Source organism: Micrococcus sp. IITD107, assembly GCF_041927415.1.
Classification (GTDB): Bacteria; Actinomycetota; Actinomycetes; order Actinomycetales; family Micrococcaceae; genus Citricoccus; species Citricoccus terreus.
In genome coordinates this window covers 65,861-91,629 of record NZ_JBHFFN010000003.1, presented here as the reverse complement: position 1 = coordinate 91,629, position 25,769 = coordinate 65,861, and the positions used below count along the sequence as shown (strand labels likewise).

General features: G+C 69.3%; 14 protein-coding genes and 2 tRNA genes. 10 read left to right on the top strand and 6 right to left on the bottom strand.

Annotated elements, in window-relative coordinates; genetic code table 11:
- Positions 1–15 precede the first annotated feature (15 nt).
- On the top strand, positions 16–579 hold the full coding sequence (locus ACEXHE_RS07430; protein ID WP_374785307.1) for a histidine phosphatase family protein: 564 nt from the start codon (positions 16–18) through the stop codon (positions 577–579).
- Positions 580–655: 76 nt separating this feature from the next.
- Here the strand turns inward: ACEXHE_RS07430 and ACEXHE_RS07425 are convergent.
- Positions 656–732: transfer RNA gene (locus ACEXHE_RS07425), tRNA-Arg, on the bottom strand.
- A 248-nt stretch (positions 733–980) separates the two neighbouring features.
- On the opposite strand from ACEXHE_RS07425, the gene ACEXHE_RS07420 reads away from it, so the two are divergent.
- From ACEXHE_RS07420 to ACEXHE_RS07410, 3 genes are all read left to right on the top strand, one after another.
- Positions 981–2,828, top strand: coding sequence for a phosphoenolpyruvate carboxykinase (GTP) (locus tag ACEXHE_RS07420; protein WP_356968983.1), 1,848 nt, complete (start codon positions 981–983; stop codon positions 2,826–2,828).
- 161 nt (positions 2,829–2,989) lie between these two features.
- Positions 2,990–3,997 (top strand): phosphotransferase, encoded by a 1,008-nt coding sequence (locus tag ACEXHE_RS07415; protein ID WP_374785306.1) that lies wholly within the window; start codon positions 2,990–2,992, stop codon positions 3,995–3,997.
- Positions 3,998–4,101: 104 nt separating this feature from the next.
- Positions 4,102–6,291 (top strand): RecQ family ATP-dependent DNA helicase, encoded by a 2,190-nt coding sequence (locus tag ACEXHE_RS07410; RefSeq protein WP_374785305.1) that lies wholly within the window; start codon positions 4,102–4,104, stop codon positions 6,289–6,291.
- A gap of 7 nt (positions 6,292–6,298) precedes the next feature.
- On the opposite strand, the gene ACEXHE_RS07405 is transcribed toward ACEXHE_RS07410, so the two are convergent.
- Entirely contained in the window at positions 6,299–7,723 is a 1,425-nt protein-coding gene (locus tag ACEXHE_RS07405; protein ID WP_374785304.1) for a phosphomannomutase/phosphoglucomutase, read from the bottom strand.
- Positions 7,724–7,821: 98 nt separating this feature from the next.
- On the opposite strand from ACEXHE_RS07405, the gene ACEXHE_RS07400 reads away from it, so the two are divergent.
- From ACEXHE_RS07400 to ACEXHE_RS07380, 5 genes are all read left to right on the top strand, one after another.
- Positions 7,822–9,060: an MFS transporter gene (locus ACEXHE_RS07400; protein ID WP_374785303.1), complete on the top strand. Its 1,239-nt coding sequence runs from the start codon at positions 7,822–7,824 to the stop codon at positions 9,058–9,060.
- A gap of 244 nt (positions 9,061–9,304) precedes the next feature.
- The gene (locus ACEXHE_RS07395) at positions 9,305–10,450 is read left to right on the top strand and encodes a DUF1611 domain-containing protein (protein WP_285179851.1); all 1,146 of its coding nucleotides are present in this window, start codon (positions 9,305–9,307) and stop codon (positions 10,448–10,450) included.
- Between the two features lie 20 nt (positions 10,451–10,470).
- Positions 10,471–12,423 carry an ABC transporter ATP-binding protein gene (locus ACEXHE_RS07390; RefSeq protein WP_374785302.1) on the top strand — a complete coding sequence of 651 codons (1,953 nt, stop codon included), beginning with the start codon at positions 10,471–10,473 and terminating at the stop codon, positions 12,421–12,423.
- Between the two features lie 23 nt (positions 12,424–12,446).
- A complete protein-coding gene (locus ACEXHE_RS07385) occupies positions 12,447–13,208 on the top strand; it encodes a hypothetical protein (RefSeq protein WP_374785301.1) in 762 nt (253 codons plus the stop codon).
- 74 nt (positions 13,209–13,282) lie between these two features.
- Complete coding sequence (locus ACEXHE_RS07380; RefSeq protein WP_374785300.1) at positions 13,283–15,664, top strand: ATP-binding cassette domain-containing protein; 2,382 nt, start codon at positions 13,283–13,285, stop codon at positions 15,662–15,664.
- A 98-nt stretch (positions 15,665–15,762) separates the two neighbouring features.
- Here the strand turns inward: ACEXHE_RS07380 and ACEXHE_RS07375 are convergent, their stop codons facing one another.
- The 3 genes from ACEXHE_RS07375 to ACEXHE_RS07365 all read right to left on the bottom strand — a co-directional run bounded on the left by ACEXHE_RS07375 (position 15,763) and on the right by ACEXHE_RS07365 (position 19,457).
- On the bottom strand, positions 15,763–16,716 hold the full coding sequence (locus ACEXHE_RS07375; RefSeq protein WP_374785299.1) for a DUF2382 domain-containing protein: 954 nt from the start codon (positions 16,714–16,716) through the stop codon (positions 15,763–15,765).
- Positions 16,717–17,047: 331 nt separating this feature from the next.
- Positions 17,048–17,136, bottom strand: a tRNA-Ser gene (locus ACEXHE_RS07370).
- A gap of 35 nt (positions 17,137–17,171) precedes the next feature.
- Positions 17,172–19,457, bottom strand: a complete 2,286-nt coding sequence (locus tag ACEXHE_RS07365; RefSeq protein ID WP_374785298.1) for a prolyl oligopeptidase family protein — start codon at positions 19,455–19,457, stop codon at positions 17,172–17,174.
- 74 nt (positions 19,458–19,531) lie between these two features.
- Here ACEXHE_RS07365 and ACEXHE_RS07360 point away from each other — a divergent pair, with 74 nt between their 5' ends.
- On the top strand, positions 19,532–21,499 hold the full coding sequence (locus ACEXHE_RS07360; protein WP_374785297.1) for an FAD/NAD(P)-binding protein: 1,968 nt from the start codon (positions 19,532–19,534) through the stop codon (positions 21,497–21,499).
- 127 nt (positions 21,500–21,626) lie between these two features.
- On the opposite strand, the gene ACEXHE_RS07355 is transcribed toward ACEXHE_RS07360, so the two are convergent.
- A complete protein-coding gene (locus ACEXHE_RS07355) occupies positions 21,627–25,601 on the bottom strand; it encodes an ExeM/NucH family extracellular endonuclease (RefSeq protein ID WP_374785296.1) in 3,975 nt (1,324 codons plus the stop codon).
- Positions 25,602–25,769 lie beyond the last annotated feature (168 nt).

Sequence of the window (25,769 nt, the reverse complement as noted above, 5' to 3'; positions counted from 1 at the left end):
ACGTACGCTGGGACCATGCCTGCCGACGTCGTGAACCCAGGACCGGACCAGCCCGTGGACCGCACCGGTGAGAAGACCTTGATCATCCTGCGCCATGCCAAGGCCGACTGGCCGGTGGGCGTCCCGGACCACGACCGGCCCCTGGCCGGGAGGGGCGAGCGTGAGGCCCCGCTGGCCGGACGCTGGCTGATGGAGCAGGGGCTGGTGCCGGAGTCGATCGTCTGCTCCAGCGCCGTCCGGACCCGCCAGACCTGCATGTGGGTCTGCTCGGAGCTGGGGGAGAAGGCCCCCACCCCGTATCTGGACTCCCGCCTCTACGAGGCCTCTGCGTCGCAGGCGCTGGCGGTGATCAACGAGACCGAGGAGCAGGTGCGGTCTCTGATGGTGGTCGGACACATGCCATGGGTCCAGGAGCTCGGGATGCGCCTGGCCTCGGTGGACTCAGACGAAGAGGCGGTGATGTCCATGGCAGAGCGGTGCCCGACCCTGGGTCTGCAGGTCTTCCGCGTCCCGGGACCATGGGCCACGCTGGACGGACGCGATGCGCGGATGACGCACTTCACGGTGCCTCGCCCCTGACCGGCCTCGGGATCTGATGGTCTCGAGAGACGAGTCAGGCCCGGACGTGGTGTCCGGGCCTGACTCGGTGGTGCTGTGGTGCGCCCTAAGGGATTCGAACCCCTGACCTTCTGTTCCGTAGACAGACGCTCTATCCAGCTGAGCTAAGGGCGCATGGCCTCTGACGGGCCTCGAAGAACTATACATGCGGTTGGGCGGTGCGCCAAATCGTCGACTGTCCGAAGTGGCAAAGCCGCGCGAGAGGCCCTTTCCACGGTGCGTCATCCCGCCCAGGGCGGTGCTGCGCGCCGGGTAGGATGGCAGGGACACGGTGGACGCACAAGGGAGTGCAGACCGCGCACGCGCGGTGGCGCCCTGGGTGGCCCCGGATATCTCGCAGCGACCCGACGGAGGGATTCCTCATGGCAGACAGCACCGCGCCCACGCTCGCAGAACGAGTGGTGGCGGATGCGCCGACCAGCTATGCCAAGCTGCTGGACTGGGTGAAGGAGGTTGTGGAGCTCACCGAGCCCGACTCCGTGGTGTGGGTGGACGGATCGCAGGAGGAGTACGACCGCCTGGCCGGCGAGCTCGTCGAGGCCGGGACCTTCACCAAGCTGGCCGAGGACAAGTTCCCCAACTCCTACGCGGCGTTCTCCGACCCTGCCGATGTGGCCCGCGTCGAGGACCGCACCTTCATCTGCTCTGAGAAGGAGGAGGACGCCGGCTTCACCAACAACTGGATGGACCCGGCTGAGATGAAGTCCATCCTCAACGACGCCTTCCGTGGCTCGATGCGCGGTCGGACCATGTACGTGATCCCGTTCGTCATGGGACATCTGGATGCCGATGACCCCAAGTTCGGCGTGGAGATCACCGACTCCGCCTACGTGGTCACCTCCATGCGCATCATGGCGCGCATCGGCGCGGACGTGCTGAAGAAGATGGAGGAGACCGAGGCGTTCTTCGTCCCGGCCCTGCACTCCGTGGGTGCTCCGCTGGAGCCCGGACAGCAGGATGTGGCCTGGCCCTGCAACGAGACCAAGTGGATCGTGCACTTCCCCGAGGAGCGCTCCATCTGGTCCTACGGCTCCGGCTACGGCGGCAACGCCCTGCTGGGCAAGAAGTGCTACGCACTGCGCATCGCCTCCGTGATGGCCCGGGATGAGGGCTGGCTCGCCGAGCACATGCTGATCCTGAAGCTGACCAGCCCGGAGGGCAAGTCCTACACCATCTCCGGCGCCTTCCCCTCGGCCTGCGGCAAGACCAACCTGGCCCTGATCGACCCCACGGTGGAGGGCTGGAAGGCCGAGACCCTGGGCGACGACATCACCTGGATCCGCGCCGGCAAGGACGGCGAGTTCCGTGTGGTCAATCCGGAGGCTGGCTACTTCGGTGTGGCTCCGGGAACCGGCTGGTCCACCAACCCCAACGCCATGCGTGCCATCGCCAAGGGCAACTCGATCTTCACCAACGTCGCCCTCACCGACGACGGCGGCGTCTGGTGGGAGGGCATGACCGATGAGGTCCCCGAGCACCTGACCGACTGGCGCGGCAACGACTGGACCCCGGAGTCTGAGACCCCGGCAGCCCACCCGAACTCCCGCTTCTGCACCCCGATCGACCAGACGGACATGTTGGCTCCGGAATACTCCGAGCCCAACGGGGTGAAGCTGGACGCCATCCTGTTCGGCGGTCGTCGCAAGACCACCATTCCGCTGGTGACCGAGTCCTTCGACTGGGAGGACGGCATCTTCAAGGGCGCCACGCTCTCCTCGGAGACCACCGCCGCCGCCGTCGGTGCCGTGGGCGTGGTGCGCCGCGACCCCATGGCCATGCTCCCCTTCATCGGCTACGACGCCGGCGACTACCTCAAGCACTGGGTCAACGTCTCCGGCAAGGTGGACGCTGAGAAGCTGCCCCGGATCTACCTGGTCAACTGGTTCCGCCGCAACCGCGATGGCGGCTTCGCCTGGCCCGGCTTCGGCGAGAACTCCCGCGTGCTCAAGTGGGTCGTGGAGCGCCTGGAGGGTCGCGCCGACGCCCAGGAGACCCCCATCGGCTTCGTGCCGACCCCGGAGTCCCTGGACCTGAACGGCGTGGAGGTCTCTGACAGCGATCTCGAGGACGCCCTGAAGGTGGACCGTGAGGAGTGGACCGCAGAGGTGCAGTCCATCCAGGAGTGGTTCGACCGCTTCGGCGACTCCCTCCCGGACTCGATCTCCTCACAGTTGGAGGGCCTGAAGCAGCGTCTGGGAGCCACCTCCTGAGAGGCCAGGCGCGCCTCCGGCGTGTCCGACGGCGCCTGGACCGTCTAGCCCTCCAGGCAGCTGAGGCCACCGACCGCGCCCGTGCCGATGTTCGTCATCGGCACGGGTCGGATCCGGCTGTCGTCTCCCGCCTGGTCGCCGGGCTGACAGCTGTGGTGCGCGTGGAGCGTGCCGACCGGCAGCTGCCGGCCTCGTTCCGATCCGCCACGTACTGGGTGCGTGATCGCGTGGTGCGCCGACCGCAGATCCCCACGAACGCCGAACGGCTGATCCCGGCGCCACAGCGGTCCGGGTGGGGTCCCGGTGCAGACGGTGTACAGGAGTTGACCGCGCGTCTGCGTGCTGACGTCCTGGTGATGGCCAAGTTCGAAATCCAGACCGCAGTCAAGCTGCGCGCCGCATACACCCACGACGGCCTCACGCTGGCCATCCAGCCCCCAGCTGCCACTGGGCTCAACGGCATCCACAGGGCTGTCCAGGCCCACAGCATCGTCGAGCGCCATGCTCCGGGTCTCATGCCCGCCCTGGTGTCCCACGGCGAGCTCTCCCGCGGCCTGCCGTATCTGGTGGAGAGGTGGCTGGATGGCCGATCCCTCACCTCGGCCGCTCAACTGGACGAAGCCGCGCCGGAGATCCTTGCCGGCCTGTCCGCGGTCCATGCTGGACATGGCGTCAGACGCATCCCTCTGTCAGCTCACCACCAGTCGTCCCGGGTCGCCCGGTGGGCCGAGGTGCTGCAGACCGGGATCATCCCCTCCGAGCTGGGATCGTGGGTGTCCCATCTCCTCGAACGGAACCACGGGCTGCGCTGGTCCTGGTCCCACGGGGACATGGTCGCCTCGAATGTGCTCCGCACCCCCATCGGGATCGCGCTGGTCGACTGGGAGCACTCCGGTGAGTGGCCGATCACGCGCGACGCCGCCAAGCTCCACCTCTACGCCGGTGACCCGGAACGCACGCTGGGACTGGTGCTGTCCACCTTCCACGACTCCGCGAGCAAGAGCTCCTACACGCCTGCCGAGGAACTGGCCTTGAGCCATATGGAGATGCTCCTGCGCTATCCGGTGCGCAGCCGGAAGCTGGCTGGCCATGCCCGCTCTGCGATCTACGAGCGTCAGGTGGCGCGGCAGGTGGAACGCCTGGCCCAGGTCAGGGACGCCGCGGTCTGAACCGTCCCCGCTCGTGCTCCTGCACAGCGGTCCAGGACCGCTGAGCGATCCACACGCCGCACGGCAGAACACAGCTCGTCCGTGCCGACTGCAAGACTGAACCCATGGAGCACCTGAACACGCGCGACGCAGCGACCCCAGACCCTGCCCCGGACCTTCACGAGGAGGCGCTGCAGGTGCTGCGCCGGCTGGTCGGACGCGAGGACGCCGTCTTCCATGAGGGGCAGTTCGAGGCGATCGAGGCACTGGTCTCCGGTCGCCGCAGGGCTCTGGTGGTCCAGCGGACCGGCTGGGGCAAGTCTGCGGTGTACTTCGTGGCCTCCCTGCTGCTGCGGGCCCGCGGTGCTGGACCCACGTTGATCGTCTCGCCTCTGCTGGCGTTGATGAGGGACCAGGTCTCGGCGGCGGCCCGCGCGGGAGTCCGCGCCGAGTCCATCAACTCCGCCAACGCCACCGACTGGGACAACGTGCGCCAGCGACTCGATGAGGACACCGTGGATGTCCTGCTGGTTTCGCCGGAACGACTGAACAACCCCCGGTTCCGAGACGAGCAGCTGCCGGAGCTGACTCGGCGCATGGGCCTGCTGGTGATCGACGAGGCCCACTGCATCTCCGACTGGGGGCACGACTTCCGTCCGGACTACCGGCGCATCCGCGACCTGATCGCCCGTCTTCCCGGCCGCGGTGAGGCCCGTGTCCCGGTCTTGGCGACGACGGCCACCGCCAACCAGCGCGTGGTCACCGACGTGGTGGAACAGCTGGGAGTGGACTCCGATGACGACGTCTTCGTCCTGCGCGGACCCCTGGCGCGCGCCTCGCTGCGCCTGGGCGTGCTGAGGATGCCCAGCCCCGCCAGCAGGCTGGCCTGGCTGCTCAGCCACCTGAACGAGCTGCCGGGTTCCGGGATCGTCTATGCACTGACCGTGTCTGCGGCGGAGGACACCGCCCAGGCGCTCAAGGACGCCGGATACGCGGTGGCCGCGTACACCGGACGCACCGACCCTGAGCAGCGCGCCGAGCTGGAGCAGGCGCTGAAGGACAACCAGGTCAAGGCGCTCGTGGCCACCTCCGCCCTGGGCATGGGGTTCGACAAGCCGGACCTGGGATTCGTGGTCCACCTGGGCGCCCCGAGCTCGCCGGTCTCCTACTACCAGCAGGTCGGACGTGCCGGCCGCGGCGTGGACCACGCCGACGTGCTGCTGCTCCCGGGCACAGAGGACCGGGAGATCTGGCAGTACTTCGCCACCACCTCCATGCCGGACGAACACCGCGCGCGGGCCGTGCTGGAGGAGCTGGAGCGGGCGGGAGGAGCGTTGAGCGTGCCGGCCCTGGAGACCCGCGTGGACCTACGCCGCACGCCGTTGGAGCTGCTGCTGAAGGTGCTGGCCGTGGACGGTGCGGTGGAGCGCGTCGGCGGTGGATGGCGCCGGACGGACCAGCCGTGGAGTTACGACGGCGAGCGGTATGGGCGCGTGGCCCAGGCCCGGGTCCACGAACAGAACCTGATGCTCGACTACGAGAACACCACCGGATGCCGGATGGAATTCCTGGCGCGCGTCCTCGACGACCCGCAGGCGGCCCCCTGCGGACGGTGCGACACCTGCGCAGGGCCCTGGTACCCCACGGGAGTGGGTGAGCAGGCCCGTGCAGCGGCGGACAGTTCACTGCGGCGAGTCGGAGTGGCGGTGGAGCCCCGCACCATGTGGCCCAGCGGCATGGACCGGCTCGGGGTCCAGGTCAAGGGACGCATTCCGGCAGAGGAGCAGTGCGGCGAGGGGCGAGCGGTGGCCCGACTGACCGACCTGGGCTGGGGCGGACGGCTGCGCGAGCTGTTCTCCGACCGGGAAGACAGTGCCGCTGACGGACCCATCGACTCCGATCTGCTGCAGGCCGCGGTCCAGGTGCTCGCCCAATGGGGCTGGACTGAACGTCCGATCGCCGTGGTCTCCGTGCCGTCACGCCGCCGGCCGCAGCTGGTGCGCTCCTTCGCCGAGGGCATCGCCCAGATCGGTCAGCTGCCCTACCTGGGGGAGCTCTCGGTACGCGGCCACGGACCGCTCACCGCTCCCGGCGGCAACAGCGCGTACCGCTTGGCCTCGGTGTGGGACCAGTTCGCCGTCCCGGAGACCATGGCCGAACAGCTGCAGTCGGCACCGGGATCGGGTCGTCAGGGTCCGGTGCTGCTGGTGGACGAGATGGCCGACAGCCGATGGACGCTCACCGTCACCGGACGCGCATTGCGCCAGGCCGGGGCGGACGGCGTGCTGCCCCTGGTGCTCGCCCTGGCCGGATGATCGGGGCTCAGCCCTCGCGGACGATCTCCAGCACAGCATCACGCACAGACGCCATGGTCTGCTCATCCTGGGCCTCACCGTTGTAGCGAAGGAACGGCTCCGTGTTGGACGGACGCAGATTGAACCACCAGGAGCCGTCTGCCGCGCTCACGGTGGTGCCGTCCATGGTGCTCACGGTGACGTCTCGGTCGGCGAACCGCTCCAGCACGCGGTCCACGGCGCCCTGCTTGTCCTCCACCGTGGAGTTGATCTCACCGGAAGCCACGTAGGGGTCGTACTCCTCGGCCAGCTCGGAGAGCGGTCCGTCCTGCTCGCCCAGGGCCGCCAGCACGTGCATCGCCGCCAGTATGCCGGTGTCCGCGTTGAAGAAGTCGCGGAAGTAGTAGTGGGCCGAATGCTCGCCGCCGAACACGGCGCGCTCCTGGGCCATGACCGCCTTGATGAAGGAGTGGCCCACCCGGGTCTCCACGGGCCGACCGCCGGAGGCCAGAACCAGTTCGGGAACTGCGCGCGAGGTGATCAGGTTGTGGATGACCACCGGCTCGGTCTCGGCGGCGTGCACCTCGCTGCCAGCCTGGGCCCGGGCGATCTCCCGGCGTGCCACCAGTCCGGTCACCGCCGACGGAGAGACCGGTTGCCCCTTCTCATCGATCACGAAGCACCGGTCGGCGTCACCGTCGAAGGCCAGGCCGATGTCCGCGCCGTGCTCCAGCACGGCGGCCTGTAGATCCCGCAGGTTCTCCGGCTCCAGGGGATTGGCGGGGTGGTTGGGGAAGGTGCCGTCCAGCTCGAAGTACAACGGGACGATCTCCAGCGGCAGCCCCTCGAGCACGGCGTCACTCAGGACCGCCGGAGTGGTCTTGCCAGCCATGCCGTTGCCGGCGTCGACCACGACCTTCAGCTGCCGTCCACCGGAGAGGTCCACCAGCGAGCGCAGGTAGGTGGCGTACCCGGAGACCAGGTCCATCTCGGTGACCGTTCCCGTGGAGTCGGCCGGGGGGATCTCGCCGCTGTCCAGGTACCCCTGGGCGACGTCACGGATCTCGTAGAGCCCGGTGTCCGATGAGACCGGAACGGCCCCGGCCTGGGACATCTTCATGCCGTTGTACTCGGCTGGGTTGTGGGATGCGGTGAACATCACACCGGCCGCGTCCTCCACGCCGCAGGCGTAGTACAGCATGTCGGTGGAGATCAGACCCACCTGCACCACATCGGCACCGCGAGCGGTGGCGCCCTGCGTGAAGGCCTGCATGAACTCCGGGGTCGACGGACGCATGTCACCGCCCACCAGCACGCGCTTCCCGGTCAGTTCCAGCACGTCCACGAAGGCCGCGCCCACAGCGCGCACCGACTCGGGTGTGATGGTCTCGCCGACGATGCCGCGCACGTCGTAGGCTTTGAAGGACTGGGTCAGATCCACAGAAGTCGTCACGAGAGTCCATCGTAGAGGACCGGACTGACAGCCCAGGTCAGCGCGGAGACGGGCGTCGTGTGCCGCGGCAGAGGGGCAGATCGTCCTACAGTCGTGGGGTGCAGAACTCCAGAACGGAATGGGCCGGACACGAGCCGGGTCAGGGCGGATACCGGCGACTGCTGTGGGCCCTGTTCCTGGCCGGTGTGGCCACCTTCTCCCAGCTGTACTCACCGCAAGGGCTGCTGCCGTTGATCAGCGGTGACCTGGGCATCAGCGCCTCGTCTGCGGCGCTGTCCATCTCTGCGGCCACCCTCGGCCTGGCGCTGGGCGTGATCCCCTGGTCCTACGCCGGGGACCGCTGGGGGCGGCTGCGCTCCATGGGATGGGCCGTGCTCATCGCCTGCCTGTGCTCCCTGGCGGCCACCCTGGCACCGCAGTTCGACCTGCTGCTGGCCCTGAGGTTCCTGGAGGGCGCGGCCCTGGGTGGGGTCCCCGCCCTGGCCATCGCCTATCTGAGCGAAGAGGTCCATGCGCGCTGGTCGGCCGTGGCCGCTGGCACCTACATCGCCGGCACCACGCTGGGCGGACTGGCCGGGCGGCTGGTGGCCGCACCCATCGGCGAGCTCACGCACTGGCGGATCGGGATGCTCTCGGTGACACTCATGGCGGTGGCGTGCGCGGTCGGGTTCCTGCTGCTGGCTCCGCCGTCACGCCGGTTCACCCCGGGGCGGTCCTCATTCTCCGAGGCCATCTCGGCGCTGACCGGGAACCTGAGGTCGCCGCGGCTGCTGGCCCTCTACGCCCAGGGCATGCTGCTGATGGGCGGCTTCGTGGCGATGTACAACTTCCTGGGCTTCCATCTCACGGAGGAGCCCTTCCTGCTGCCGCTCTCCGTGATCTCCCTGGTGTTCGTGGCCTACCTCGCCGGGACGTGGTCCTCCCCGGTGGCGGGGCGGCTGGCGGTCCGGCACGGTCGGGGAACAGTGCTGCTGGCCAGCATCGCACTGATGATCATCGGTGTCCTGATCACCCTGCTCCCGCATCTGGTGGCGATCCTGGCCGGCACCGTCCTGTTCACCGGTGCATTCTTCGGAGCGCACTCCGTGGCCTCGGGGTGGGCTGGAACGGCGGCGCGGGCCGGCCGAGCCCAGTCCAGCTCCCTGTACAACCTGGGCTACTACGGGGGATCGAGCCTGTTCGGCTGGCTGGGCGGTGTCTTCCTGGCTGAGCACGGGTGGACCGGCACCGTCCTGATGACCGTCGGGCTGGCGGTGATCGCCGGAGTGCTGGCGCTGGTGCTGCTGCGCGGAACAGGCATGGAGCAGCCTTCCCAGACTCCAGATCGATCTGCGTGATCAGCATCACCCACCCCTGATCGCCCCGGATCTGACCTGGAAGGACGGGCCTTCCGCCGCCGCGCCGTCGAAGATGAGAGCGCTCTCATCCGTGGTTCATCCACTGCTCATCCAGCGCTGGTCTGATGGTCTCAACGCCGAGGAGGAACCTCGACGCCGAACGAACTCCAGACTTCGAACCAGGACAGTCACTCCGTCAGCCACGCAGGTGGTCACCGACGGACTTCCGGGAAAGGCGTACGCCATGACCAGCACCTTCGAGATGCAGAGCCAGACCTCCTCCCTGCCGATCATCGCCGCCCACACGGCTCAGGGCCATCAGCGAGCCGAGCTGCCTGCCCGGATCCAGTCCTCCTACACCACCCGGTTCGCCGCTCAGGCCCTGGAGTCCGATCCGTCCCGCTTCCACCTGGCCACCGGTGCGACCGTGGTCCCGCAGGCCGGAGACGTGGTCATCGCCCGGGTCACCGAGATCCTGAACCACAAGCGGGTGGAGACCCCGGAGTCCCGCAAGGCCATCCTGTTCGAGGGCGCGATCATCATGCTGGCCTACGGCAACCGCTACGCCGCCGACCAGTTCTTGGCGCACGTCCCGGACTCCCTGGAGCCCTGCCACCTGGTGGCCGCCGGCGGTGTGGCCGGGATGGTCACCGAGCAGCACGTGAACATGGATGACCCCACGCGGATCGAGCCCCTGGGCCTGCTGGCGGACGAGCACGGTGTGGTCAACCTGACCCGCTTCTCCCCGTACCAGCTGCGCCCGCTGCCCGCCACGGTGGGCGCCGAGGTCGCACCCCTGCCGGGCCGTCCGCGGGTGATCGGCGTGCTGGGCACCTCGATGAACTCCGGCAAGTCCACGGCCATGGCCTGCCTGGTCAACGGGCTGACCAACGCCGGCCTGAAGGTCTCCGCCGGCAAGTCCACCGGCACCGGTGCCGGCAATGACCCGATGATCTACCACGACGGCGGTGCCGCCAAGGTCCTGGACTTCACCGACTTCGGCTTCCCCACCACCTTCAAGCTCGAGTACGAACAGGTCCGCTCCCTGACCGTGAACCTGATCGACGCCCTCTCCGAGACGGACACGGACGTGGTGGTCGTGGAGATCGCCGACGGCGTCTACCAGGGCGAGACTGCCCGCCTGCTGCGTGATCCGCTCTTCCAGTCCGTGGTGGACACCGTGGTCTTCGCCGCCTCGGACGCCCTGGGCGCCGTGGCCGGTGTGCGGGAGCTGCAGGAGGCCGGACTCGAGGTGGCCGCCGTCTCGGGCGTGCTGACCTCCTCGCCGCTGGCCACCGCCGAGGCCCGCCAGGTGCTGGACGTCCCGGTCCTGGACACCTTCGGGATGACCGCCGCTGACACCGCACGGGACCTGCTCCCGCGGCGCTGAGCCCACGGAGCCCCCTGAGGATGCCAGCCACCCCCCGCCCCTCCGCCCTGCAGCAGACCCCTGCGCGGACCCCCGTCCAGCACACGCTCGAGGACATCATGGCCACCCGTTCAGCAGATCCCGACGACGCCCGGCAGCGCCCACGGGTCTTCCGCCTCAGTGCCCAGTCACCTGAGCCGGAGGATCCCGCGGAGCTGGCCGTGGCGCAGGACGGATCTGCCCCGGGCCCGGCCGAGTCCGACGACGAGGGCACTGAGGCGTGGGGCCGGGACGAGCGGATGCCCACCGTCTGGCGGGGCCGTCGTCGTTGGCTGCTGGTGCTGCTCCTGCTGCTGGGCGTGTTCCAGGCAGCCATGGCCCTGGTGATGGCCTTCACCGTGGACGCCCTGCTGGGCGGACCGGCCCAGCTGAACCAGGCCCTGCGTTCGGGCGTCGGCCCGGACGGGCAGGCGTTGGACCCGGCAGCCCTGGCGCAGATGGGGACCTACATCCCCTGGCCTCAGCTGGCCCTGCTGGCCGGGGCGGTGCTCTCCTTGGGAGCGGCACGGTGGGCCGAGCGCGTGGTGGCCGAGGATCTGGGGCAGGACTACGTGTTCGAGCAGCGCCGCCGGCTGATCGGCTCGGCGCTGGCCGGGGCAGGCAACCCCTCGCTGGGGGTGACCATCACCCGTGCCTCGAACGATCTGACCGCCGTGCGGAACTGGATCTCGCAAGGGCTGGTTCCCCTGGTCACCGCGGTGCCGTTGATCGCCGTGGTGGTCGCCGTGCTGACCCTGTCCACGCCGCTGGTGGGTGCGGCTGTCGGGGCGCCCATCCTGCTGCTGGTGGTCCTGCTGCCGCCCCTGGCCAAGGCGACCTTCGAACGCGCCAGGCACCTGCGCCGTCGTCGGGGGCGGATGTCTGCGCGGATCGCGGACACTGTCCAGGCGGGGGAGTCCATCCAGGCCGCCGGAGGGGTCAAGCGTGAGCTGAACGCGCTGGACCGTGACTCCGGCAAGGTGGTGGGCGCCGCCGTCGCGCGGGCGAAGGTGACCGGGCTGGTGCGTGCCCTGGCCATCACCGCCGCCGCCCTGTCCACCGCAGCGGTGGTCACCCTGGGCGCCTTGGGGTTGGTGGACGCCGCCGGTGTGGCCTCGGCACTGACCCTGGTGGGCGTGATGGCCGCCCCGCTGGGCGAGCTGGGCCGGGTGGTGGAGTACCGCCAGAACTACAAGGCCGCCCGCAGGATCCAGGCGCCGCTGCTGAGTCAGGCGGACCGTCTGCAGGAGGATGAGCGGCTGCGCGAGCAGACCTGGAAGGAGGTGCCGCGTCAGCGTGAGGTGACCGGCCGCCACGGACTGCGGATCTCCCGGATGTGCGTGGACGGCCAGCGCGCCCCGCTGCTCGCGGCCCGTGCGGGGGAGCGGATCCTGGTGCACTCCCATGACCCAGGACGGATCCAGCCGTTCCTGGCCGCCCTGCTCGCCGGGCAGAACACCCCGGGGCCGGAGGGCCACGAGGTGCCGGAGCTGGTGATGATGGTGGACGGCTACGACTACACGCGGGCCCCGGGCCGTCAGCGCCGGCGGCTGCTGGGCCACGCCTCCGCACGGATCCCGCTCGAGCGCGGTTCCGTCTCCCGCTCCATCACCTATCGGCACCCCTCGGCGGACGAGGAGCAGATGCTGCGGGCCCTGGACCGGGTCGGCCTGGTGGAGACCGTCGAGGCCCTGCCCAACGGCACCGGGACCCGGCTGAAGAACGGCGGGCAGCCGCTGAGCGCGTCCCAGCGGGCACGGCTCAAGCTCGGCCGCGCGCTGATGGACGATCCGCCGCTGCTGGTGCTGGACGGGATCGACGCGGACCTGGATGCGGCCGGCATCGACCTGCTGCGCGAGGAGCTCGCCGACTACCCGGGCGTGGTGCTGTTCACCTCCTCCGCACCGGAGGCGATCACCCCGGGGCACCGCGTCTGGACCATCGACGCCCCCTGAGCCATCCCCCCTACACTGAGAGCATGGAGTACCTCGTCCCCCTGCTGATCATGGCCGCCGTCGCGCTGATCGTCGTCGTGCTCGTGCGCTGGCTGGGCCGCGGGTCCACAAGCCCCCGTCCAGCGCGCGAACCGCGCTCGCAGGAGCATCAGGCCCCGCGCGGGGGCATCGAGGCGGCGCGCGCTGCCGCCGGTCGGCTGGATCAGCAGACCCACCGTGAGGTGTACCGCCTGATCGCCCAGGGCAAGCCCGCCGAGGCCATCGCCGCCTACCGCCGCCACACCGACCGGGGGCCGCTGGAGTCGGTGTGGGACGTGCAGGCCCTGGCCGCGCACCCGCAGCCGTGGCAGGCCCCGGGCGCCGAGGAGTCCGGTCAGGTGCAGGCCGATGAGCAGGCCCCCGGCCGTCCCGACGACGTCCCCCATCCGAGTGCCTCGCCTGCGGCGGGTGCCCCGTCGGCAGGGTCGGATGATGCTGTGGAGGCACCCACCCTGAACGTCCCTGCTGACCTGACCGATCTGCGGGTTCCGGACGAGTGGGCCGAGCAGGGCCCGGCAGTGGACCCGGCGTTCGAGCTGGAGGTGGTCCGGGAGGACACCACCGTGCGGGTCTCCAGCGCTGACCTGCCGCCGTGGCTGCGGGACCAGCTGACCGCCATGGTGCGGGACGGGCAGCTGGAGCCGGCCGCCGAAGAGCTGGCCAACCACAGCGTGCTGACCACGGATGAGGCACTGCAGTTCCTGCAGATCATGGGCCGCGACCGCCGGGGGGAGCTGGGCGGCTGATCCGCTCCAGGGGCTGAGACTCCACTCGAGGGAGTATCCTGACCGTCGCCATCCCCGCGACCCAGGAGTGCCCTGTGACCGAGTCCTCGACCACCCATCCGGCTGACACGCACCACCTGATCCGGGTGCAGGGCGCCCGGGAGAACAACCTGCAGGGGATCGACGTGGAGATCCCCAAGCGCCGGCTCACGGTCTTCACCGGCGTCTCCGGGTCCGGCAAGAGCTCGCTGGTGTTCGCCACCATCGCCGCCGAGTCCCAGCGGATGATCAATGAGACCTACAGCTCCTTCGTCCAGGGGTTCATGCCCTCCCTGCCGCGCCCGGACGTGGACGTGCTGGAGGGGCTGACCACGGCGATCATCGTGGACCAGGAGCGGATGGGTGCCAACTCCCGCTCCACGCTGGGCACGGTGACAGACGTCAACGCCCTGCTGCGGATCCTGTTCAGCCGTCTGGGCACCCCGCACATCGGCTCCCCGCAGGCGTTCAGCTTCAATGTGGCCACGGTCAGCGGCAAGGGCGCCCTGACCGTGGAGAAGTCCGGTGCCAAGGGCGGAGGCAAGAGCGTGGAGCGCAAGAGCTTCCACGTCCAGGGCGGACAGTGTCCGCACTGCGAGGGCATGGGCGTGGTCTCGGACTTCGACCTGACCGCCCTGTTCGACTCCTCCAAGTCCCTGAACGAGGGGGCGCTCACCGTCCCCGGGTACAGCATGGACGGCTGGTACGGGCGGATCTTCGCCGGCAGCGGCTACTTCGACATGGACAAGCCCCTGGGGAAGTACACGCAGCGGGAACTGGACGATCTGCTCTACAAGGAGCCGGTCAAGCTCAAGATCGAGGGCATCAACCTGACCTACCAGGGGGTGATCCCGCAGATCCAGAAGTCCATGCTCTCCAAGGACCGTGAGGCCATGCAGCCCCACATCCGGGCGTTCGTGGACCGTGTCATCACCTTCCAGGACTGCCCCGAGTGCGGTGGGACCCGGCTGAACGAGATCGCCCGGTCCTCCCTGATCGAGGGCAGGAGCATCGCCGATGCCTGTGCCATGCAGGTCAGCGACCTGGCCGAGTGGGTCCGCGGACTGACGGCGCCGGGGCTGGAGCCGCTGCTGGAGAACCTGCAGCAGACTCTGGACGCATTCGTCCAGATCGGCCTGGGCTACCTGTCCCTGGACCGTCCCTCGGGCACGCTCTCCGGTGGTGAGGCGCAGCGGACCAAGATGATCCGGCACCTGAGTTCGGCCCTGACCGACGTCACCTACATCTTCGATGAGCCCACCATCGGACTGCACCCGCATGACATCCAGAACATGAACGCCCTGCTGCTGCAGCTGCGGGACAAGGGCAACACCGTGCTGGTGGTGGAGCACAAGCCGGAGACCATCGAGATCGCCGACCATGTGGTGGACCTGGGGCCGCGCGCGGGCTCCGGGGGCGGCACCGTCTGCTTCGAGGGGACCGTGGAGGGGCTGCGCTCCAGCGGGACCCTGACCGGGCAGCATCTGGATGACCGCGCCCACCTGAAAGAGACCGTCCGGGAGGCCACCGGGGCGCTGGAGATCCGCGGGGCATCGCGGAACAACCTGAAGAAGGTGGACGTGGACATCCCCCTGGGCGTGCTGGTGGCCATCACCGGTGTGGCCGGTTCGGGCAAGAGCAGCCTGATCCACGGGTCACTGCCCACTGAGCAGGAGGTCGTGGCGATCGACCAGGGCGCCATCCGAGGCTCCCGGCGCAGCAACCCGGCCACCTACACCGGGCTGCTGGAGCCGATCCGCAAGGCGTTCGCCAAGGCCAACGGCGTCAAGCCCGCTCTGTTCAGCCCCAACTCGGAGGGGGCCTGCCCCACCTGCAACGGTGCCGGGGTGATCTACACGGACCTGGCGATGATGGCCGGTGTCTCCACTCCCTGCGAGGTGTGTGAGGGAAAGCGGTTCCAGGCCGAGGTGCTGGAGTACACCCTCGGGGGACAGGACATCAGCCAGGTGCTGACCATGTCGGTGGAGCGGGCCCTGGAGTTCTTCAGTGAAGGCGAGTCCCGGATCCCTGCCGCCCAGAAGATCCTGACCCGACTGGCCGACGTCGGGCTGGGATACCTCACGCTGGGGCAGCCGCTGACCACGCTCTCCGGCGGCGAGCGGCAACGGCTGAAGCTGGCCACCCAGATGTCCGAGTCCGGGGGGATCTACGTCCTGGACGAGCCGACCACCGGGCTGCACCTGGCCGACGTGGAGCAGCTGCTGGGGCTGCTGGACCGGCTGGTCGACTCGGGCAAGTCGGTGATCGTGATCGAACACCACCAGGCCGTGATGGCGCATGCGGACTGGATCGTGGATCTGGGGCCCGGCGCCGGGCATGAGGGCGGCACCGTGGTCTTCCAGGGCACCCCGGCGCAGATGGTGCAGGATCGCTCCACCCTGACCGGCCAGCACCTGGCCGAGTATGTCGGAGCCTGACAGGCATCACACGACGACGAACCCCCCTCCCAGCGCGGGAGGGGGGTTCGTTCGGTGTCAGTCAGCCGAGCCGAAGGGGCTCAACGGCGACCGGTCGATCAGACGCGGCGGCCGTCGCGGCCGTCCAGGTCGCCATCCAGACCGTCACGCTTGACGTCGCGGTCGATGTCGACGTCCTCGTGCTGCACGGTCTCGGTCACGGTCTCGGTGTCCTGCACGGCGGTCTTGCCCAGGGAGACCTTCTCAGCGGTGACGTTCTTGTCCACCACCGGCACGTCCTCGTGAGTGGTCACGGAGACCTCCTCGTCACCACGGCCAGCGGTGCGGGCCTCAGCGGAGTTCGGGTCGACCGGGGTGCGCTCCACCACGACCTCCTCGCGCTCCACGGGGACCTCGATGGTCTCGGTGTCCTGGTAGGTGTGCTTGCGCAGGCGGTACTCGCCGGTGGCCTGGCGCTCGGTGTGCACGTCCAGCTGCTCATCGCGGACCACCACGGAGGCGTCGTCGTCCACGCGTCCGGCACCGTGGTCGTTGACGTCGCGGCCAGCCACGGCGCGGTCGTCCACACCGCGGGTGCCGGTCACATCGCCCTCGGGGTAGTCGCCGCTCTCGCCGACACCGGCACCGCCGGCGATACCGGCAGCGTGGCCGGTCTGCACGGAGGCGTCGCGGCGCTGCTGATCGTGCTCGCGGCCAGCGTCCACGCCGTCGCGGTCACGACGGTCACCGCGGGCGGCGGTGTACTCCATGGAGTAGTACTCGTAGATGCGCTGCTCCTCCTCGGGGGTGAGGGAGCCGTCGGCGTCCACGTTCGGGGCGTCCTTGATGAAGTCCTTGTCGAACGGCACGGTCAGGCCGTCCTGGGCCTGGGAGGCCTGGTTCAGCGGGACGAAGGTCTCCTTCATGCCGAACAGGCCGGTCTTGACGGTCACGAACGTGGGCTCATTGGTGGCGTCGTCCAGGTAGACCTGGCCCACGGAGCCGACCTTGTCACCGTTGGTGTCGTAGACGTTGGCATCCTGAAGGCGATCGATGGAGGTGAAGTCCTGCATGGGGTGAACTCCTGTCTTGGGGTGTGTGACGGGGGTATCCCGCCACGGAGTTGCTCAATCGATTCGGTCCGGGGGGCCATGGTGCGGCCCGCCTCCGTACCGGTCGATCTGTCTCCACCGTAGGCAGACGCGAGGGGGGCTTGTCATCCTCAGACAGCGGACTCCCAGTTGACTCTCAGGTAGCAATGGGGATGTTCGAAGCTGAGCAGGGTGTCAGCTCTTGCGCCGAGACGGGGTGCTGGATACGGGTCGGCGCGATGACAGCAGAGTGACTGTCTGGGGGTACGCAGAAGCCCCGGGACCAGTCCTGGTTCCCGGGGCTTCCATCGCGCGGAGACGGGGGGATTTGAACCCCCGGTCCAACTTTCGCCGGACCCTTCATTAGCAGTGAAGTCCATTCGGCCGCTCTGGCACGTCTCCAACCCGTCCAGGTTATCCGGTCGGTGACCTCCAGATCAAAGCGTGTGCCCGGACCCCGCCACCGAGCGCCAGAGGAAGTGCAGAGAACGGGCGTTCATCGAGGCTGCCTGACGGTTGTCGCTGGCACCGGCATGACCTCCGTCCAGATCCTCATGGAACCAGGTCTGCGGCACGCCCAGGCGCTGGAGCCGAGCCGCATACTTGCGGGCCTGCACCGGACCCACGCGGTCGTCCGAGGTGGCGGTCCACACCAGCTGGTGCGGGTACCCGGTGCTCGGTCCCTCCGCGTCCCGGCCGGCCTGAGCACCCGCCACCGGGCGGTCCACCAGCAGGTGGTACGGGGAGAAGGTCCGGATGAACGCCCAGTCCTCGGGCACGTCCGGGTCACCGTACTCGGCGATCCAGCTGTGCCCGGCCGAGAGCACTGTGTACCGCCGCATGTCCAGCAGGGGGACTCCGCAGCTCAGCGCCCCGAAGAGCTCCGGGTACTGGGTGGCCATGTTGCCCATCAGCAGGCCACCGTTGGACCGGCCCGTGGCAGCGAGCCGTTCCCGGGAGGTCACGCCGCGGGCCACCAGATCCCGCGCCACCGCGGCGAAGTCCTGGTAGGCACGGTGCCGGTTCTCCCTCAGGGCCGCTCGGTGCCACCCGGGGCCGAACTCCCCGCCGCCGCGGATGTTGGCGATCACCCAGATCCCCGTCCGGCCGTCCTCGCTTCGGCGCGACAGCCAGCCCAGACCCTGGATCGCTGAGTAGCCGGGCAGCTTCGAGGCCTGGAACCCGCCGTATCCGTCCATCACCACGGGGGAGCGGCCGTCCAGAGGCGCGTCCTGCGGGCCGATCTGGAAGTACGGGACCTGGGTGCCGTCGTCGGAGGTCACCCAATGCTGGGTGACGGCCAGTCCGGACGCGTCGAAGCGCTCCGGGGCGGAGGCCACCACCTCACGGCGGAGCACGACGTCGGCCTCCACCGCGCCGCTCCCCGCGGCGGTCTGGGGTCCGGCAGGCAGGTCTGCCGCGGCGTCCAAGGTCAGCCGCAGCAGGGTGGTGGGCGTCAGAGCCCCGGTGGCGGTGACCCAGAGGTCGTCCCCGCAGTCCGGATCCTCATCATCCACCGCCGCCGCGGAGAGGGTGAGGAAGGGATCGTGCGGGTTCGGCGGGTCCAGGGGCACGGGGCGGGCCGAGGCGGCGGCGTCGGCCTCGGTCAGTCGACCCTGAGGCACCGCCTGCAGCACGGAGGCCACGTCCTGCAGCAGCACCAGCACCAGATGGGAGGCGGTCCACGTCCAGGAGGAGAGCACCGTGCGGGCATCCGGCAGGGACACCGGGTTCAGCTCGGCGGTGCCGTCCAGCCACTGCTGTGCCGGGGCCACCAGCAGGGATCCGGCACGGTGGTCGGTGCCGCGGATCTGCGCATCCGTCTTGAGGTACACAGTGATCCACTGCCGGTGGAAGGAGACCTCGGCATCCTCCGGCACCTCGATCCGGCGCCACCCGGGACGCTCCTCCCCGGTGCCCGCCGAGGCGTCGTCGGTGCGCAGCCAGGTCACCGAGCGGTGGAAGTCCACGGCGTCCACCGCCACCGTCCGCTCCCAACCAGGCGTGGAGTCATGGTGTCCGAACGCGGCCACATGCTCGCGGTCCACCGTGAAGACCTGGTCCGCGGCGGTGAGCTCCTCTCCGCGACGCAGCACCCGCTGGGCGCGCGGGTAGGAGGACCGGGTGACGTCACCGGTCTGCGGGTCAGGGTCCACCACGGTGCCCACCAGCAGCCGGTCCCGGTCCAGCCAGGAGACATGGGTCTTGGCCACCGGCAGGTCGAACCCGCCCTGGTCCACGGGGACGAACTCCCGGGCGGTCAGGTCGAACTCGCGCACGCGGACCGCGTCACCGCCGTCCGGGGAGAGCCGCAGCAGGGCCCGGTCCCGGTCCGGACGCAGCAGCTGGGCACCGGCGAACACCCAGGGCGTCTGCTCCTCCTCCGCCAGTCGGTCCACATCCAGCAGCACCTCCCACTGCGGGGTCCCGGCCCGGTAGGACTCCCAGTCGGTGCGCCGCCACAGTCCCCGCGGGTGCTCGGCGTCCCGCCAGAAGTTGTAGTACAGCGGTCCGCGCTTGGAGACCATCGCGATCCGGTCCGGAGCATCCAGGGCCTTCAGCATGGCCGACTCCAGCGCGTCCAGCTCCGGACCGTCCAACAGCTGCTCGGTGCGGGCGTTCTGCTCCCGGACCCAGTCCAGGGCCCGCTCTCCATGGATCTGCTCCAACCAGAGGAACTCGTCGGACTCGGTGCTGTCAGGGGTGGGATGCGGGGAACTCATCCGCCCATCTCAGCACATCTGCCCACCGCCTACCCTGGAGAGGTCCGCAACCACTCTCGGAAGGACCCGACTCCATGCCCGGCTCGGCCACTGCCGTCCCCGCCCGCCCCGTGACCGTCGCCGTGGTGGGCGCCGGGCCTCGCGGCACCTCGTTCCTGGAACGACTCCTGGCCCATCTGGAACACGGGTCACCGGAGCCGGCCGGGATCGAGCTGAGGATCGTGGTCCTGGACCCGGACGAGCCGGGGCCCGGTCACGTCTGGCGCACCGATCAGTCACCGCTGCTGCTGATGAACACCCCCTCCTTCTTCCCGACGGCGGCCCCCACCGGTGACGAAGGCCTGGTCACCTCCTCGGTGGGCGGCTCCTTCGAGGAGTGGCGGCAGACCCACCCGCGGGACAGCGCCGGTCTGGGGCGCAACGACTACCCGCCGCGCGCCATGTACGGCCGTTACCTGGCCGAGCTGTACGCGAAGGTGACGCAGGCGCTGGAGGCGTGTGACGTCGTCGGGAAGGTGGAGTGGATCCGTGCCGAGGTGACCGGACTGGAGGAGGCGCAGGACGGCCGATGGAGGCTGGACTGGGCAGGCGGAGAGCTCACCGCCGACTCCGTGGTGCTGGCCGTGGGGCACGTGCCGGCCCGCCCCACACGGGAGCAGGACCGGCTGGCCACCGTGGGCGGACAGCTGGGACTGCACTACCGCGCGCCGAACATCCCCTGCGATCTGGACGACGACTCCGTGCCCGCCGGGGCTGACGTCCTGGTGCGCGGCATGGGCCTGAACTTCTTCGACGCGCTCGCCCAGTTCACCCTCGGGCGCGGGGGAACGTTCGAGCACAGTGGCGAGGGGCCCGGGCGTGCGCTGCGGTATCTGCCCTCCGGAGAGGAACCGGTGCTGCACCCGTGTTCGCGCCGGGGGACGCCGTACTTCCCCAAGGCCGAACTGGACAGCTTCGTGCCGCACGGGGTCTCGCTGAAGTACTTCGTGGCGCCGGTGGTGCAGGAGCTGGAGCGGGCCCACGGGCCGCTGGACTTCGGGGTCCACCTGTGGCCGCTGATCCACCGGGACGTGATCCGGGCGTACTACCACCACCTGGTACGGACCCGGCCGGAGGCATTGGGCGGGGTGGAGCGGGCGGCGGAGTTCTTCTCCGGGCTGGTGGGGCTGCTGGAGGCGGCCGGGCGAGGTGAGCCCGTGACCGCGCGGCAGGCCCAGGAGCTGCTGCACCGGTACGCGCCGGGCATGCCGTTCTTCGACATCCGCGCCCTGGGCCGTCCCTTCGCCGAGCGGGTGTTCACCAGCGGCGAGGAGTACCAGGATGCGGTGCAGGACCTGTTGGAGGGCATCTGCGGGGAGGCCGCCCAGGGCGAGGACTCTCCGCTGATGGTGGCGGTGGGGACCCTGCATGCGGCGCGGCTGCTGGTCAAGCGGCTCGTGGCCGAGGGGCGGATCACCGATGCCTCCCGGCTGCGCGATGTCATGGGCTGGTTCGAGACCCTGGTCGAGGGCCTGGCCTCCGGCCCGCCCCTGCTGCGCGTGGAGCAGCTGCTGGCGGTGGCCCGGGCCGGACTGGTCCGGTTCGCCGGGCCGGACCCGCAGGTCGAGGTGGACCAGGAACGAGGGCAGTTCACCGTGTCCAGTCCCCAGGTGGGCGGTGGCGAGGAGCCGCAGGACGTGCAGCGGGGCAGCTGGCTGATCGAGGCGATGATGCCGGCCAACCGCGTGCAGCGTTCGGCCAGTGCGCTGGTGGCGGGAATGCTCTCTTCCGGACTGGCCACTCCGTACCTCGCCGAGGACGAGGAGGGCGGGCAGATCCCCGGACGGGGCTTCGCCGTGACCCAGCGCCCGTATCAGCTCCTCTCTGCGGAGGGACAGGTCCGCACCGGGGTCTACGTGCTGGGGCTGCAGCTGGCCTCGGTCCAGTGGGGCACGGCGATCGCCGCCGAGACCGGACAGGACCCGGACGGCCGGGCGATGACGCTGGGTGACGCCGACGCCGCCGCCCGAGATGTCCTGCGCCGCGCGGCCGCCCCACGCTGACCCCCTCAGACGCAACTGGAGGTCAGTTCTCCACGTCAAACCCCCCGAATCCGGGTGGATGAGGTGGAGAACTGACCTCCAGTCGTGTTCAGTGGGGTGGGCCCGCCGTCAGGACCTGATCAGCAGGTCATCGGTTGCCCCTGCCCTTCCCCTTTCCGGGGTTCGGGCCACCGTGGCCGGGGGTGAGATCCAGCTGCAGTCCGACCTTGACCGGGTCATGGTCGGAGGAGCGCCACTGGTCCGGACGGTAGAGGTCCTCCGCGGTGTAGTTGTACCGCGAGTACTCGAAGGCGATCTGCTCATCGGCGTTGATGTTCCAGATGTCCACACCGGTCACCTTCTGGTCTGCCGCCTGGTTGGCGAAGACCCCGTCCAACGAGCCCACGGCCGCGTCGTAGGTGTAGGTGTAGTCGCCGGTCTTGGCGCCCTGGGAGACGTACCCGGCGGCCTCCAGCACCTTGATGGGGTCCTCCTGCTCGTAGGAGTTGAAGTCGCCCATCAGGATGACCTTCTCGGTCCCGGTGTCCTTCTTCAGACGCTCAGCGAAGGCGACCAGGGCCTGCGCCTGTCCCACCCGGTCGGCGTTGTACGCGCCCTGCCCGTCACCGGAGTCCCGGTTCTCGCCCGTGGCCCCGGAGGAGCCCTTGGACTTGAAGTGGTTGGTGATGGCGATGAACTGCGTGGAGGCATTGCCGCCCACGGCCATGAACCGCTGGGCCAGCGGCTCACGAGCGTTGTCGAAGTTCACCGGGTCGTCCAGCAGCACCGACTCGCCCAGCGGGCGGACGGTCCGGGGCTGGTAGATGAACGCGTTGCGGATCACGTCCTGAGACTCGATCGAGGGCTGGTTCTTCGGGGACGGGATGTAGGCCCACTTCGTGGTGCCGGCATCGGCATTGAGGGCCTCCACCAGCGTGGCGAGGGCACGGTCACGATCGTGGCCGAACTTCGCCGAGTTCTCGATCTCCTCCAGTCCCACCACCGAGGCGTCCAGCCCGTTGATGGCGGACACGAGCTTGTCCTGCTGACGCTTCAGGTTCTCCGCGTCATAGGCGCCGCGCGGCTCGCAGTAGTTGGTGGTGATCGGGTTGCCCTCACGGTCGGTGTAGGCCCGGCAGTCCGGGTACTGATCGCCCAGGGTGGTGAAGTAGTTCAGCACATTGAACGTGGCCACGGAGACGTTGCCGCCCACCGCGTCCGGGGTCTCCTCGCCGATCCGGGTGTTCTCGAACTGAGCCGGCTGCAGCTGCGCCGGGGTCTGGTCGGTCACGTGCACCAGCGGCTGGAAGGACCAGGCGTCGTACCGGTAGTCCAGGATCACCGGGGTGGTGAACTCGACCGCCGAGCCGACGCGGACCGGGTCATTCAGGTCCAGGTAGGGCAGGGTGTTCCGGTTGCCCGGTGACCGCATGAAGTTGATGGAGGCTCCGTCGTCGAGCACGATCAGCTTCTGGGCGTTCTCCTCTGCCACCGCCTGCGCGGGGGCACCGGGGGCGGCCACGGTCGTCGGGTTCTTCAGCGGCTCGGTGCCCGGGGTCAGACCCAGGGTGCCGTACTGGTTCAGGGTGTAGTTGTCCGTGATGGTCCAGTCGCCGGCCGGAGCGATCTGCATGCCCTCGTGGGCCTCGCGCTCCTGCTCGGTCAGCGGGAAGGTCAGCTCAGTGGGCTGCACCGGCTCCGGTTCGCGGTCCAGGACGGTGAGCTCATCGCGCACGCTGATCTGGGTCAGACCGTAGTACTCGGTGGCTTCACCGGTCACCTGCACCAGCTGGCCCAGCTCCGCGTTCTCCACGGTGCGAGGGGAGTAGACGAAGATGCCGTCCGAGGCGCCCGGAGTGGCGTCGTCGGCGCCGCCGGAGCCCTCGGTCTGGATGTAGTAGCCGCGGAATCCGCCGGTGGAGTACACCGCGGTCACCACGCCTTCCGTGGTCACGGTCTGGCCCTCGAACGGAGTGGTGTCCCCGGTGCCCTGGATCTCAGCGATGCTGGGCAGGCCCGGCTCCTCGGTGGCGGCTCCGACGGTCAGCGGGGCGCGCACCACGGTGGTGGTGGCGTACTGGTCGTCGTAGGTCACGGTCATGACCAGCTCGCCGGCCCCTTCGGTCTGCGGTGCAGTGAGGGAGGTCAGGTCCGCGGTCTCGCCTTCGGCGGGGACCTGGACGGTGCCCAGCTCGGTCACGGTGCCGGTCTCGGACTCGAAGGAGACGTCCACGCGAACGGCGTCACCGGCGCCGTCGGAGTCCATCTCCAGACTGCCCAGGGAGAGGGTGAGCGGTGCGCCGGCGGCGAGCTCCTCGGTGTGGTCCTTGACCTCGACGCCGAGCGTGGAGAAGTCGGGCTTGATGCTGCCCTCCGCGGCGGTCTGGGCCTCGACGTACTCCTGGAAGGCCTGGTTGTCCGCGATGCCCAGGTCCACGAAGTTCTCACGACCCTGCGCGAATCCGGCGTAGCCGTCCGGGGCGGAGGAGCCCGACTCCAGATAGGCGGTGTCCGCCAGGAAGGAGAGGGTGCCCACCGTGTACATCTCGTCCATCTGCACCGGCTCGCCGTCGATCCAGATGCCGGTGACGTGGTCGCCCTGCGCACGGGTGTCGTCGTAGGTCCAGGTCAGGTCCTCAGACCAACCCAGGGTGAAGGTGCGACGGTCGTCCTGCCAGTTCTCCTCCAGGACCTGCTTGATGGAGGAACCGGGGATGTCGAAGTACACCAGGGTGTTGCCGAACGGGGCGAAGTCCAGGATCTCTCCCAGAGTCACCTTGCCGTGCAGATCGGCGGGCTTGTCCGAGAACTGTCCACTGGCGGTGAACTTGTCGTAGAGCAGCTCCGCGCGCAGTCCACCGGCGTTGGTGACGCCGAGGTCGACCTCCGGGTTGGTCAGGCTCACGCGGTCCTTGATGGCGGTGGCGGCCCAGTTGCCCAGGGTGGTCTCAGCACGGCGGGTGCCGCCGGCTCGCCAGGCGCCGTTCTCGGCGATGCGGGTCTGGTAGTCGGTGGTGATCGAGGCGTCGATCTCACCGATCACGGTGGACTGCAGCTCCTCGAACTCGGCCACGGCGGCCTGCTCCAGGGCGTAGACCTCTGCGGTCACCGGGGACTCGGCGGCGGCCTCGGCCGGCGCCTGGGTGGAGCGGTCGATCAGCTCGGAGCTGTAGGCGACGACCTCCTGGGTGGCGGTGTCGATCTGCAGCTCCACAGCGGCCAGCTTGGTCCCGGACTGGCCGGCCTGGACCACAGGGCGCTCAGTGCCGCCGACCGTGGTCTCGTAGTTGTAGGTCTGGTGGGTGTGACCGTTGAAGATCACGTCCACGGCCGGGTCGGTGTCCTGCACGATGCTCTGGAAGACCTCGGAGGAGGCCATCTCATCGGCCAGAGCGCCGTTGCCGGATGCGCCGTCATGGTAGGAGGCGACGATGATGTCTGCGGCACCGGAGGACTCCAGCTCCGCGGCCACGGTGTTCACTCCCTCGACGAGGTCGATCACCTCGTTGCCCTCCAGCCCGGCGCCGGTGGTGGTGGCATACAGGTTGTTCGGCACCGCACCGATCACGGCCACGGTGACTCCGCCGACCTCGAACAGGTCATGCGAGGGAAGGACCGGCTCGCGGGTGGTGGGGTCTACGAAGTTCGCTGCGACGATCTCGAAGTCCGCCAGCGGCAGGACCCGGTCCCGCAGGTCGTCCAGACCCTTGTCGAACTCGTGGTTGCCGGCGGCGCTGACGGCCAGCCCCAGGGCGTTCATGATCTCGATGGTCGGCTCGTCCTCCTGGACGTTGGACACCGAGGCGGAGGCGCCGATCAGGTCACCGGCGCTGGTCAGCAGCACCCTGTCCTCACCGTGGACGGCTGCGAAAGCGGTGCGGTAGTCCTCCACGGTGTCAGCGAACTGAGTCCCGGAGTACTCGTCCGAGAGTGCCCCATGGAAGTCGTTGAAGCTGAGGATGGAGATGGTCTCGGTGCCGGGTGCGGCCGGCAGGACCTCAGGTGTGGCGCCGGACCCGGTGTCCGTGGTGGTGGCCGTGGCCGGCAGTGCTGCCAGGGGGCTGGCCAGCAGCCCCGCGGACAGCACACCGGCGAGCACGGCCTTGGAAGGCTGCTTCGACATGTGTGTTTCCCTCGTGTGTCCCAATGATGTGGTGCGAGCGGTCAGGGGGCTGACGCCCGTGGACCACCAGAGCCGACCAGTGTGATCGGCGCAACGGTGTCCTGATGAAGTCCACCACACCTGGGTGAAGTCTGGGTAACGTCCCTGAAAACCACAAGAGCCAGGATG